Annotated in this window: 9 protein-coding genes; 5 read left to right on the top strand and 4 right to left on the bottom strand. The window is 47.6% G+C overall.

Annotation, left to right across the window (positions count from 1 at the left end):
* Window positions 1-307 precede the first annotated feature (307 nt).
* Window positions 308-1273, top strand: coding sequence for a sulfite exporter TauE/SafE family protein (locus B2739_RS15045; RefSeq protein WP_331346664.1), 966 nt, complete (start codon window positions 308-310; stop codon window positions 1271-1273).
* 79 nt (window positions 1274-1352) lie between these two features.
* Here B2739_RS15045 and B2739_RS15040 read toward each other — a convergent pair whose 3' ends face one another.
* The 3 genes from B2739_RS15040 to ytfE form a co-directional block, all read right to left on the bottom strand.
* Window positions 1353-1667 (bottom strand): VOC family protein, encoded by a 315-nt coding sequence (locus tag B2739_RS15040; protein WP_331346663.1) that lies wholly within the window; start codon window positions 1665-1667, stop codon window positions 1353-1355.
* A gap of 106 nt (window positions 1668-1773) precedes the next feature.
* Window positions 1774-4086, bottom strand: coding sequence for a nitric-oxide reductase large subunit (locus B2739_RS15035; protein ID WP_331346662.1), 2313 nt, complete (start codon window positions 4084-4086; stop codon window positions 1774-1776).
* Window positions 4079-4762, bottom strand: coding sequence for an iron-sulfur cluster repair protein YtfE (gene ytfE / locus B2739_RS15030; protein ID WP_331346661.1), 684 nt, complete (start codon window positions 4760-4762; stop codon window positions 4079-4081). Before ytfE ends, B2739_RS15035 begins: the two co-directional genes overlap by 8 nt.
* Before the next feature lie 176 nt (window positions 4763-4938).
* Here ytfE and B2739_RS15025 point away from each other — a divergent pair, with 176 nt between their 5' ends.
* Window positions 4939-5424 carry a YbaN family protein gene (locus B2739_RS15025; RefSeq protein ID WP_331346660.1) on the top strand — a complete coding sequence of 162 codons (486 nt, stop codon included), beginning with the start codon at window positions 4939-4941 and terminating at the stop codon, window positions 5422-5424.
* Between the two features lie 91 nt (window positions 5425-5515).
* Window positions 5516-5953: an Rrf2 family transcriptional regulator gene (locus B2739_RS15020; protein ID WP_331346659.1), complete on the top strand. Its 438-nt coding sequence runs from the start codon at window positions 5516-5518 to the stop codon at window positions 5951-5953.
* 19 nt (window positions 5954-5972) lie between these two features.
* Here the strand turns inward: B2739_RS15020 and B2739_RS15015 are convergent, their stop codons facing one another.
* Window positions 5973-7880 carry a histidine kinase gene (locus tag B2739_RS15015; protein WP_331346658.1) on the bottom strand — a complete coding sequence of 636 codons (1908 nt, stop codon included), beginning with the start codon at window positions 7878-7880 and terminating at the stop codon, window positions 5973-5975.
* 521 nt (window positions 7881-8401) lie between these two features.
* On the opposite strand from B2739_RS15015, the gene B2739_RS15010 reads away from it, so the two are divergent.
* Together B2739_RS15010 and narH are read left to right on the top strand one after the other, a co-directional pair.
* The gene (locus B2739_RS15010) at window positions 8402-12124 is read left to right on the top strand and encodes a nitrate reductase subunit alpha (RefSeq protein ID WP_331346657.1); all 3723 of its coding nucleotides are present in this window, start codon (window positions 8402-8404) and stop codon (window positions 12122-12124) included.
* Between the two features lie 58 nt (window positions 12125-12182).
* The gene (gene narH / locus B2739_RS15005) at window positions 12183-13718 is read left to right on the top strand and encodes a nitrate reductase subunit beta (protein WP_331346656.1); all 1536 of its coding nucleotides are present in this window, start codon (window positions 12183-12185) and stop codon (window positions 13716-13718) included.
* Window positions 13719-13722 lie beyond the last annotated feature (4 nt).

Below are 13722 nucleotides of genomic sequence, written 5' to 3'. Positions count from 1 at the left end.
CTGATCTGATAGAACGGCTGATCTTACAAGAATGCTGATCTCATCAAGCTGTTAATCCCATAGGCTTTTTGACTTTATGCGCAATGAAATGATTCGCATAAGGTGTGCTTATGGTAGAAGCCCGAGTGAAAATCCAAAAATACTATTTTGGACTTTGCTTAGAACCAAAGATGCCAAACAGAAAGTTATAAGCACATGAAAACTTAGTATTTCCCATGCTCACAGCCACTGATTAGGATGCGATCACGTTCATAAGGGCGATAAATACACAGCCCAAACAGCATCTAACCAGACGACTGGAAACCCCATGAGAATCCGCGACCTTGATTACTCCGACAGCCCCGTCAACCAGGAACATCAGGCGCTCGGTCTGCCCCCTGTAGAGCAAATACCACTCCATCCGGTGATCCGCGCCGCGGTCATTTTCGCCACCTTTACCCTACTCACTCTGGTAATTCTCGGGCTGGTCAAACTGTTCGGGGGGAGCTGGGAACAGGGCGTAAACAGTATTGACGCCGCCGTTAACGACTCCATGTTCTGGAATGCCCTACTGGTTGGCCTGCTCGCTCAAATTATCGATGGCGCACTGGGCATGGCCTACGGCCTGACCTCCACCAGCTTCTTACTGGCAACCGGCGCATCACCGGCGCTGGCGACGGCATCGGTTCACATGGCAGAAGTCTTCACCACGGGCGTATCAGGTATATCCCACGCTAAATTCGGCAACGTCGATAAAAAATTATTTTTACGTTTATTAATTCCGGGAATTATTGGTGGATTACTCGGGGCAATTCTTGTAACCCAAATTGATGGCAAGACCCTCAAGCCATTTATCACTGTGTATTTGTTGTTGATGGGCGTTTACGTATTGAGCAAAGCCTTCCGCAAACACATCGCCACCCGCAAAGGCGAACCCAAACACGTTGCAAAACTCGCATTGCTCGGCGGCTTTGTAGATACCTCCGGCGGCGGCGGTTGGGGCCCTGTCGTCACCACCACATTGGTAGGCACCGGCCACGACCCACGCACCACCATTGGCTCGGTGAACTTTGCAGAATTCTTTTTAACACTCACCAGCGCTGCATCACTCTTTATTTTGGTCGATGAAACAATCTGGCACGTAGTCGCAGGCTTGATCATCGGCGGCCTATTCGCCGCACCTTTCGCCGCCTACGCGTGCAAAAAGTTCTCAACCAGAACCTTGCTGATTTTGGTGGGATTACTAATCAGCGGAATATCGGTATTTAATTTGTATAAGGCAATTGTGGTCTAATAGCAGCCTGAAAAAAATTTGAACCCTGAAATACAACGGGCAGAGATTTTTAAGTCTCTGCCCGTTTCGGAACACATTTTCACGTACCACAACTAAACTTCCAAGGCACACCAAAACGGTCTACAACGATTGCGTAACAGGGTGAGAAAAATGTTTCTTGGGGCGGCAAAATCACTTCACCACCAATAGAAAATTTCTCAAATAGAGATTTGACCTTACTTTCAGTTTTCACGCCTAACAATATATTAAAGCCTTGCGGCTTTTGATACTGCTCCGGTTTAACATCACCACCAGCCAGTTCGACTTGTTCAATTACGATGTTTGCATGAACGATTTTATGCTGCCAGTCAGGGGCGACGCTCGCTGCTACAGGAGAGTCTTTAAACTCTAGCATTGTGGACGCTTTGGGCCTGCACAAGATGGCAGTGAGATGTTAATGACAAGGAAGGAAAAAGCCGGATGTGGAACTCACATCCGACTTAAGGTTTGGCGATTAATGCTTATTTACCGCCACAGCTACCGCAACAATCAGCATCTTTTTTGATTTCGTTTGAAGCAGCGGCTACTGCGGGAGCTTTAGTTTGCTTAAACAAACCAATCACTACCTGCCAGCTCACTGCCAAGGCACCGACGATAAACACTACATCGCCAAAGGTGCGCACCCAGCGGAGGGTTTGCAGTAAGTCTTGCTGCATAAACGCTTCACTGCGGGCGTACCACAAACCTTCTGACACGCTGGCGTAAAACTGGATGAAACCGATGGGTAAAAGGCTGGTGAAAATCATTAATGCCAACCCAGCGTTTAACCACCAAAATCCAACCTTCATTAATTTTTCGTTAAACACCAGCTGCGGGCGAATATAGCGCAACACTAACAAAGTGAAACCTAACGCAAGCAGACCGTATACGCCAAAGAGTGCAGCGTGTGCGTGCACGGGTGTGGTGTTTAAACCTTGAATGTAATAAAGCGAAACTGGAGGATTAATCATGAAGCCTAATACACCCGCGCCTAACATATTCCAGAAAGCAACACCGACAAAAAACAACAGCGGCCATTTGATGTTTTGCATCCAGGCGGCGCGCTTTTTCAAGCGCCAATTTTCCCAAGCCTCATAACCTAAAACTACCAGCGGAACTACTTCCAAGGCGCTGAAGGTTGCACCGACTGCCATTACCGGTGTGGTGGTTCCGGCAAAATACAAATGATGGAAAGTGCCCGGAATTCCGCCCAACATAAACAGTGAGGCCGAAGCCAAACTTGCGGCGGTTGCCATAGGGCGTGACACCAAGCCCATGCTGCAAAAAATAAACGCGAGTGCTGCAGTGGCAAATACTTCAAAGAAACCTTCTACCCATAAATGCACAATCCACCAGCGCCAGTATTCCATCACACTTAATACAGTGCGCTCGCCGTAGAAAAAGCCTGCACCGTAAAATAATCCAATCGCAGCGACTGACGCGGTAAGCAAGGCGAGCAAATTTTTATCGCCCGGTTGATAAAGCGCAGGCACTATGCCGCGCAACATTAATACCAACCATAAAACGATACCGGTGAACTTGCCAATTTGCCAAATACGACCAAGGTCTACATATTCATACCCCTGATGACCTAACCAGAAATTCAAGTTAGCGGGCATGATGTGGGCGATGGCTAAGTAATTTCCGATAAACGAACCCACTACCACCGCAACCAAGGCCCAAAATAAAATATCGACGCCGAGTTTTTGGAATTTTGGATCTTTACCGCCGTTGATAATGGGTGCCAAAAATAAACCAGCCGCAAGAAAACCTGTGGCGATCCAAAACAATGCAGACTGAATATGCCAAGTGCGTGTTAATGAATAAGGAAACCATTGTGATACATCGATGCCATAAAACTCTTGCCCTTCCACCGTGTAGTGCGCAGTAAAACCACCCAGAAAAACCTGAAAGCAAAAGAGTGCAACCACTAAAAATAAATATTTACCCAGCGCGCGCTGTGAAGGTGTTAGCGATACCAGCGAGATAGGATCTTTTTCCGGTGCTTGTGGTTCATGCTCACCTTCTTTGCGCAAAAACGCCCAGGCCCAAATCAAACCACCTACACCGGCGATTAATAAAATCACACTCACAATTGACCAGATAATATTTTCTGCCGTGGGTTTATTATCAATCAGCGGTTCGTGCGGCCAATTGTTGGTATAGGTTGCCGCAGAATCGGGGCGCTCAGTGGCGGCAGCCCATGCAGTCCAAAAGAAAAACTCGGTCAGGCGCGCGCGACGCTCCGCATCGGGCAGAGTATTTTCTTTCATCGCAAAACTTTTACGGGTATTGCGCAACTCCGGTTCGGCGCTAAATAAACTCGCGTAATAGGCAGCCGTTTGTTGAATGGCTTGCACGCGGCGTTCACTAACGATCAAATTGCCAGTTGCCGGGTCATAGGTATTGTTGCGATAACTGGTTTTTAATTCATAGCGCAAGGCATGTTGCTGTGCGTCATCCAATTCAGCATAAGGTTTGTTAAATTGCTCTTGTGCTGCCAATTCCAACCAAGCGGTTAATTCGCGGTGCAGCCAATCAGCTGTCCAGTCGGGTGCCTGATAAGCGCCGTGCCCCCAGATTGAACCCAACTGCATACCACCTACCGATTGCCACGCGGTTTGGCCATCCAAAATACTGTCGCGGGTCATTAACACCTGGCCGCTCTCTGATATTACTTTGTCCGGTATCGGCGGTGCCTTTCGGTACACTTCCCGCCCGAAGTATCCAAGAATTGAAAATGTGACGATGAGGACGGCGATTAGTAGCCACCATAGTTTGCGGTATTCACGCATGGTTTTTTTCTCCTAGTTGATGATCAATACGATCAAATAAAATATTGTTTTCAAGATGAATATGATTCATCAAATCCGTTTTTAGTGTTTCAAGGCCAAGGTAGAGTGCGCGCCAGGTATTGCAGGCTCCCTTGGGAACAACCATGCCATTTGTGATGTACTCAATATCAGCCAGTGCAGCACCGTGATCGTCGTGCTCGCTGCGCATCATTGCAATGGGTTGGACAGCCATGCCGGTAATGCCGCGACTAATCATGGGAAATAAAATTTGTTCTTCTTTCTTCATATGGCTTTCCAGCTCTTGCAGCATAGTCTCCAAATGTTGCGACAAACCTGCAGGACATTCCGTATGACCGCCATGAACCAGCTCTACCCGCTGCGCCAAACGGATCAGTTCCGGAAGTTGTTGGCGATGAACATCGTGATAACGGGTAAGGATATGCTCGATCAATTCAATATTCGGCACACTTGTCCATTCCTGCTCCGTTGAATCCAGTGACTGCAACAACTGCAATTCGGCTGCCAGCGCATCCAAACTAAGATCGCGGTCATTTGCAGCTTCGCGCAGGCTTTTCTTTCCGCCGCAACAAAAATCCAAATGGTATTTGTGAAAAATCGTTGTGGCACCCGGAATACTCCGGGCAAGTTGGCCAAGGCTCTGATCAAGAATACTCATAATGTCTCTCTCCGGGTGCAGTAAATCGACGGTTAATTAAAAGGTGCCTGACAAAATATCCAAACAACCACTTAATATGCATTGTAAATGCATCTTTTAAAGATGTAAAATAAATACATGTTTAAAAGTAAGGATTTTTCTTCTCGTTGTTTGATGCAGATAAAAGAGGAAAGACTATGAGTAAACACACTGGAATCTCCTTGCCTGAAAAGGTTGGCTACCTGGCACTTGCGTGCGTATCGCTATTTATAGGTTTGGTCGGTATTGTGACGCCGCTGCTACCCACTACCCCACTGCTACTCTTGTCAGCCTGGTCGGCGGCCAAAGGTTCGCCGCGTTTACATCACTGGCTAATCAACCATCCACAGTTGGGTAAACCTGTGGTGACATGGCAGCAAGAACATGCCATCCCCGCGGCTGCAAAAAAGTTGGCGCTATTCATGCTCGCTTGCAGTTGGCTAGTGATGGCCTTTATTGATGTTGATGGGAGGCTGCTGGTGGCGAGCTTCTTTTTCTTTATAGCGATAGCGACCTTCATTTGGACTCGTCCTTTGCCACAGGATGAAAACAACATAAGCGCCGAGAATATTACCCTCTACAAAGGATGCCGGGTTTACAGCGATATTCGCGCCTATAGTGATCCGGAAGTATTCCATGAGTAATATTATTGCGAAGCGCTGATCGGGCTTGCCCAAAAGCACATCAGCCTTTAACCTCGCGCACCTCATTGAGAGAAAGCAAAAAGAGAACCCTATGTATATCACTCGCTATACCGACTACTCCCTGCGTGTACTCATGTACGTTGCATTGAAAGGAGACGAAATTTCCACTATCGCTGAAATTGCCGAGAGTTATGGCATCTCCAAAAACCATTTAATGAAAGTCGTTCAGGAACTGAATGCAAAAGGTTACTTGATTGCCGTGCGCGGTAAAAATGGCGGCTTGCGGCTAAACGGACAACCTGAAAATATCAATATTGGTACTCTGGTGCGCGATACCGAACAGGATCTGGCCATTGTGGAGTGCTTCAGTAATGCACAGGCCTGCACCATCACCCCTGCCTGCCAATTGAAAATGGTTTTTGCCCAGGCATTAGAGGCATTTTTTAATGTGCTCGACCAGTATTCACTTGCAGATTTACTGCCACAAAAAAGAAAACCGGCACTCATTCAACTGTTGCAAATACGTTAAACCATTGTTGGGACAGTGTTCAGGGCTGCAAGCCATGTAATACATCGGAAATGATTAGCCCGCTTTTTTGGCGCACTTTTATAAAGTCCGGAATAAATTCAAAACTAACCAGCACTCCGCCGCCTGTCCGGTTTTCCAACAACAGTTCACCGCCCAAATGCCTGGCGCGCTCTTTCATAATTGCCAATCCATAGTGATTCATTTTTTCCGGTGTCAACGGCAGGCCAACTCCATCGTCGGCAATCTCCAGATTGATCGCTTGATTGTCACCTTGCCACAGCCGGATGCGTAAATTTTTGCCTCCGCTGTGATGAATTGCATTTTGACTAGCCTCGCGAATAATTTGCAGCAAATGAATTTCTTCATTGGGCGTTAATGGCACATTGCCCAGGGAATAATGAAAATCTATTTGCATCGCGTTTTGTGCACGCAGCTGATCAATGCCGGACTCAAGCGCCGCTTTTAATCCGTTACCATCAATTTTTAAACGGAAAGTCGTTAAAAGCTCACGCAACTGGCGATACGCACTGTTTAAACCCTCGCGCAACTCGCCCGCTACATCTTCCATGGTAACCCTGTCTTCGCGGTCGATCGCTTTGTTTAAGCGCGTCACCTGGATTTTTAAATAGGATAATGCTTGCGCCAGAGAATCGTGTAATTCGCGCGCGATGGCGTTGCGCTCTTGCAACACCGCCAACCGGCGCGACTGCTCTTCATCTGCTTTCAAACTCATTCCCACGGCCAATTGGTCAGTCGTTGATTGAATAAGTTGTTCCTGCCAGGGCGATAGCAATTGTTGCTCAGATACGCGGCACACAATCAGGCCGTAATGTTGATCGTTGCGCATCAGTTGAAAGCGATAAATTGCCATACCATTATTTTTTTCCAGCACACCGCGACTGGATAGACATTTGTAACAGTTTTGCTTTTTACACAGCTCTGTATTCACTTCACTGGCAGGTTTTATTTGCAAATAAGGGCTGTCGCCGCCAATGGTGGTCAAACATAACTCAAGATTGCTGACAGCAATAGTCTTACCCAAGCGCGATATAATTTCGTCGTAATTAATACCACCAGGGTTATTTTCAATAATGAGCTTGGCGCTTTCATACAAAAATTGCAGTGCGCTATTGGATTGCTGCAAGGCCTTGGTTTTTTCATCCACTTGCTGTTCAAGGTGTTCGTAGCTGTTAGCGATAGACTTGCTCATCAAATTGAAAGTGGCAGCCAAAACCCCTAATTCATCCTGACTGGTAACCGGTGTTTGGTAGCTAAAATCCCCATGGGAAATTCGTTTTGCCATCGCTGTTAGTTGGCGCAAAGGTTGTTCGACTTTAACGCGCAACGAATACATCACTACAGCAGAAACCAACAAGGTGGCAAAGAGTGCGATGATTTGCACCAAACGAAAACTGCGCACTTTCATTTCCGCATCCTGCTGGATCTGGTTTACCAGCTGATCCAGCAGTTGAATATGCTCATCAAGCAGCAGTTGTAATTGTTGTGCTTGTAATTGTGGCTGTACTGGTTGCAGCTTTACTGTATTTTGCTGCTGGTGCTGCTGGTAAAGCATCGTAAACGCAGGCAACAATTGCTCGCGCCAATTAGCAGCTGCTTTACTATAAAGCTCACTAATTTTCGGCTTATCATTTAAAAAAGGAATAAAAACCGGATTGCTCCAGGTCTTTTCCATTTTTTCCAGCGCAGCCTGCCATTCCCCTGCTTCGGTCACATTACCCGCCGCCAGCATTCCCATGCGATAACTTTGCATACGCAGGGAACCGGCAATATTAATCGCCAGAGAATCATGCTCAGCGCGCTCCGACAACCAATAAGAAATAAGCATGGTGCTCATTCCCAACACAATGATGCAGGCTAGCGCTGCGCTGACGCGCATGACAATTGACGATCGTGATGATGAGTTCATAAAAATACTTTGAAATTGTTATACCACTTTATGGGTAGTTTCAGCTTTTACTACCACCATAGAGGTATGGCCAACATAAAAACTGCACTTGATGTCATATAAAAACAGCATATGACAATAAAAATGTTGCATTCGCAAATACTACCAATAGTGTTGCGCCTTCTGCCAAAGATATCTTCCAAACCTTCAACATTTGCTTAAAAAAATTTCCGTTATTCATTTTCGCCTCTCGTTTTTAATTGGAGTACTACTTTTGTATTCACAGGGTAATTCCGGTTTTTCCGATTTCGTTAAACAACAAATAAATATCAAACAATTCATCAACTTAACAAATTTCTTCAGATACCTCTTTAGTGGTAATCACGGCGTTTTATACGCATTTTCGGTCACTGGCAGCAGCGCGTTGAATGGCGCAGTATTCAATTGTCAACCGTGAACCGCTAGCGCGTCATTCGCATAACGCTTTTCAGGCGACATATGTGAACTGGATTAACGCGCACACTTTTAGGAGCTGCCGCAGCATGAGTCATCTACTCGACAAATTACGTTTTTTCAAAAAGCGTCAAGAACCCTTTGCCGATGGGCATGGTGTTACCACTGATGAAGATCGCCGCTGGGAACAAGGTTATCGCCAGCGCTGGCAGCACGATAAAATTGTGCGCTCTACCCACGGCGTAAATTGCACCGGCTCCTGCAGTTGGAAAATTTATGTAAAAGATGGTTTGATCACCTGGGAAACACAACAAACAGATTATCCGCGCACGCGCCCTGATTTACCCAATCACGAGCCTCGCGGCTGTCCACGTGGTGCGAGTTATTCCTGGTACATTTACAGTGCCAATCGTTTGAAATATCCCAAAGTGCGTCAGGCGTTAATTGAACTCTGGCGAGAAGCCCGCCAGGAATATTGCGACCCCGTACAGGCATGGCAATCTATTGTTGAAGATCCGGTCAGCGCCAAAAAATATAAGTCACGTCGCGGCTTGGGCGGATTTGTGCGCGCTCACTGGGGCGAAGTTAATGAGATTATTGCGGCTGCCAATATTTACACCGCTAAAACCTACGGTCCGGATCGCATTAGCGGCTTCTCGCCTATTCCTGCTATGTCCATGGTCTCTTACGCCGCAGGCTCGCGTTATTTATCGCTGATTGGCGCTAACTGTTTAAGTTTTTACGATTGGTATTGCGACCTTCCACCTTCATCACCACAGGTGTGGGGCGAACAGACCGACGTGCCTGAATCAGCCGACTGGTACAACTCCAATTACATTATTGCCTGGGGTTCCAACGTCCCCCAAACACGTACACCTGATGCACACTTTTTTTCTGAGGTGCGCTACAAGGGCACCAAAACCTGCGTCATTACTTCCGACTATTCCGAAGCATCCAAATTTGGCGACACCTGGCTCGCGCCCAAACAAGGCACCGACGCTGCACTCGGTATGGCATTTGGTCATGTCATTCTTAAAGAATTTCACATCGAAAAACCCAGCAGCTATTTCACTAACTACGTCAAACAATATACCGACATGCCGATGCTAGTTATGCTGGAGCAGCAAGGCGACAAATTAACTCAGGGGCGGTTTCTACGCGCAGCCGATTTGGTTGATAACCTCGGGCAAGAAAATAATCCCGATTGGAAAACCATTGCAATCAATGCACAAACACAGGAATTGATCAGCCCTAACGGATCAATCGGTTATCGCTGGGGCCAACATGGAAAATGGAACCTTGAACAGCGCGATGGAAAAAGTGGTGCAGAAGTAGATGTGCATTTATCGCTAAAAAATCACTGCGATAAAATTCTGGATGTCGCCTTCCCCTACTTTGGCGGCAATGAACATGAGTACAATTATTTTAAACACACTGATCACAGTGAGATTCAATTACGCAAAGTGCCCGCGCGCAAAGTGTTGCTCGCAAACGGCGAATCTGCATGGGTAGCCAGTGTCTTTGACTTAATGGTTGCTCACTACGGTGTCGATAATGGTTTGGGCGATAACAATGTCGCAAAAAGTTTTGATGACGACGCGCCCTACACTCCCGCATGGCAAGAAAAAATTACCGGTGTAGCACGCGCCGATGTCATTCGTGTTGCGCGCGAGTTTGCGCGTACCGCCGACAAAACTCACGGGCGCTCTATGGTGATTGTGGGTGCCGCCCTCAACCACTGGTACAACATGGATATGAATTACCGCGGCTTGATCAACATGCTCATGATGTGTGGCTGTGTGGGTCAAAGCGGCGGTGGTTGGGCGCACTATGTAGGGCAAGAAAAATTGCGCCCACAGAATGGCTGGCTCCCTCTTGCATTCGGTTTGGATTGGCAGCGTCCGCCGCGTCAAATGAACGGCACGTCCTTTTTTTATAATCACGCCAGCCAATGGCGCTATGAAAAGTTGGACATGAGCGAAGTGGTTTCGCCGCTGGCGAATAAAGAAAAATGGAGCGGCAGCATTATCGATTTTAATGCGCGCGCCGAGCGCATGGGCTGGCTGCCATCTGCACCACAACTGGCCACCAACCCACTGCGTATTGTGGCTGCCGCACAAGCTGCCGGTAAATCGCCTAAAGACTATGTGGTGGAACAATTAACATCCGGCAAATTGGAATTCGCCTGCCAGGACCCTGACTCGCCACAAAACTTCCCGCGCAATATGTTTATCTGGCGTTCTAATTTATTAGGCTCCAGCGGTAAGGGGCACGAATATATGCTGCACCATTTACTCGGCACCAAACACGGTTTGCTCGGTAAAGATTTGGGCGCAGACGGTAAAAAACCGGAAGATGTGAAATGGCACCATGAAGGCGCAGAAGGCAAAGTCGATTTGCTGGTGACATTGGATTTTAGAATGTCCACCACCTGTTTGTATTCCGACATCGTTTTACCAACAGCGACCTGGTATGAAAAAGACGATATGAATACTTCGGATATGCATCCGTTTATTCATCCGCTCACCAAAGCAATTGATCCGGTGTGGGAATCGCGCAGCGACTGGGATATTTTTAAAGGTATTGCCAAAAAATTCTCGGCGTTATGTGAAGGTCATTTGGGTGTAGAACAAGATTTTGTTACCCAACCCATGATGCACGACACACCCGAAGAACTCGCTCAACCCTATGGCGTAAAAGCCTGGTGGAAAGGTGAATGCGAAGCCATTCCCGGCCTCACCATGCCCAACATGGTGGTAGTGGAACGCGACTACCCCAACACTTACAAACGCTTTACCTCACTTGGCCCACTGCTGGAAAAACTCGGCAACGGTGGCAAAGGTATTAAATGGGATACCAAAGAAGAAGTGGAATTCCTTGGCAAATTAAATCGCATCCACCATGAAGAAGGTGCGCATCAGGGGCGCCCAAAAATTGAAAGCGCTATTGATGCCTGCGAAGTGATTTTGTCACTAGCACCGGAAACCAACGGTCATGTTGCGGTAAAAGCTTGGGATGCGCTCTCCAAAATTACCGGGCGCGATCACACCCATTTAGCCAAACCCAAAGAAGAAGAAAAAATCCGCTTCCACGATATTGTGGCGCAACCGCGAAAAATTATTTCTGCACCTACCTGGTCGGGCCTTGAAGACGAACACGTCTCCTACAATGCGGGCTACACCAACGTGCATGAATTAATTCCATGGCGCACCGTCACCGGCCGTCAACAGTTTTATCAGGATCACGAATGGATGCGCGATTTCGGTGAACAGTTGTGTTGTTACAAACCACCGGTAAATTTAAAAACTATCGGCCCGGTAATGAACCGCACACCTAACGGTAACAAAGAAATTATTTTGAACTGGATTACACCGCATCAAAAATGGGGCATTCACAGTACCTATAGCGACAACTTGTTAATGCTCACTTTGTCGCGTGGCGGCCCGATTGTATGGATCAGTGAAGTGGATGCCAAAGCGGCAGGTATTGAAGACAACGATTGGATTGATGTGTTTAACGTAAACGGTGCTATTGCCGCACGTGCTGTGGTATCGCAACGGGTGCCGGAAGGTATGAGCCTGATGTACCACGCGCAGGAGCGCATCATCAATATGCCCGGCTCGGCACTTACCAAAACGCGCGGAGGTATGCACAACTCGGTAACACGCGCAATTATGAAACCAACACACATGATTGGTGGCTATGCACAACAGGCTTACGGTTTTAACTACTACGGTACCGTTGGCTGCAACCGTGATGAGTTTGTTGTAGTGAGAAAAATGAAAGAAGTGGATTGGTTAGACACGCCTTAACTGCCAGCAAGATAACCGCAACTTCTTAAACAGTTATTCTCGACCGGAGAAATTAAAAATGAAAGTTCGTGCCCAAATTGGCATGGTGTTGAACCTGGATAAATGTATCGGTTGCCACACCTGCTCTATCACTTGCAAAAATGTGTGGACCTCACGCGAAGGTGTGGAATATGCCTGGTTCAATAATGTGGAAACCAAACCCGGTGTAGGTTTCCCCAAAGAATGGGAAAATCAGGACAAATGGAAAGGCGGTTGGCAGCGCAGTGCGGATGGAAAATTAACTCCACGTATTGGCGGCAAGCTGCGTGTGCTCGCCAACATTTTTGCCAACCCGGATTTACCGGAAATTGACGATTACTACGAACCTTTTGATTTTGATTATCAACACTTGCACACCGCAGGCAATAGCCAGCACCAACCCACGGCTCGCCCGCGCTCGCTGATTAGCGGCCAGCGCATGGAAAAAATTAATTGGGGCCCCAACTGGGAAGAAATTCTGGGCACCGAGTTTGCAAAACGCAAAAAAGATAAAAACTTTGACAATGTGGTACAGACTGAAATTTACGGTCAGTTTGAAAAAACATTTTTAATGTATTTACCGCGCCTGTGTGAACACTGCTTGAACCCTGCCTGTGTTGCCTCCTGCCCTTCCGGTGCGATTTATAAGCGCGAAGAGGACGGCATTGTACTGATCGATCAGGATAAATGTCGCGGCTGGCGGATGTGCGTATCCGGCTGCCCCTATAAAAAAATCTATTACAACTGGAAAAGTGGCAAATCAGAAAAATGTACTTTCTGCTATCCGCGTATTGAAGCCGGTCAACCCACTGTTTGCTCAGAGACCTGCGTAGGTCGCATTCGCTATTTAGGTGTGCTGCTGTATGACGCTGACCGCATTGCGGAAGCGGCCAGCGTGGCCAGCGAACAAGATTTATATCAAGCGCAGTTAGATATTTTCCTCGATCCTAATGACCCGGGTGTTATTGCCGCCGCACAAGCCGAAGGAATTCCGCAAGCATGGATTGATGCAGCACAGCGTTCACCGGTGTACAAAATGGCGGTGGATTGGCAAGTCGCGCTGCCACTGCACCCTGAATATCGCACCCTTCCGATGGTGTGGTACATACCGCCACTGTCGCCCATCCAGAACGCGGCGCAAGCCGGTCATGTTGGTATGAACGGCGAGATTCCCGATTTGAAATCCCTGCGTATTCCGCTGCGCTATCTCGCCAACTTATTAACCGCTGGCGATGAAAAACCGGTTGAGTATGCGCTGGAACGCATGATCGCCATGCGCGCTTATATGCGCAGTAAGCACGTGGACGGCGTTCAGGATCTGGACGTACTTAAACAAGTCGGGCTGGATGTTGCCACGGTGGAAGAAATGTATCGCTACATGGCTATCGCCAATTATGAAGACCGTTTTGTAGTGCCCACCAGCCACCGCGCCTACGCTGAAAATGCTTACGATTTAAAAAGTAGTTGTGGCTTTAGTTTTGGCAACGGCTGTGGTGATGGCAATAACGATGTGAATCTTTTCGGCACCAAAGCCAAAGGGGTTCGTCAGGTTATTCCCGTGTCGATTCAGGAGTAGTCCC

It is taken from the genome of Cellvibrio sp. UBA7661, from assembly GCA_002483365.1.
GTDB lineage: Bacteria > Pseudomonadota > Gammaproteobacteria > Pseudomonadales > Cellvibrionaceae > Cellvibrio.
The sequence above is the reverse complement of the archived record's forward strand: the minus strand, read 5'-3'. Positions and strand labels throughout refer to the sequence as shown.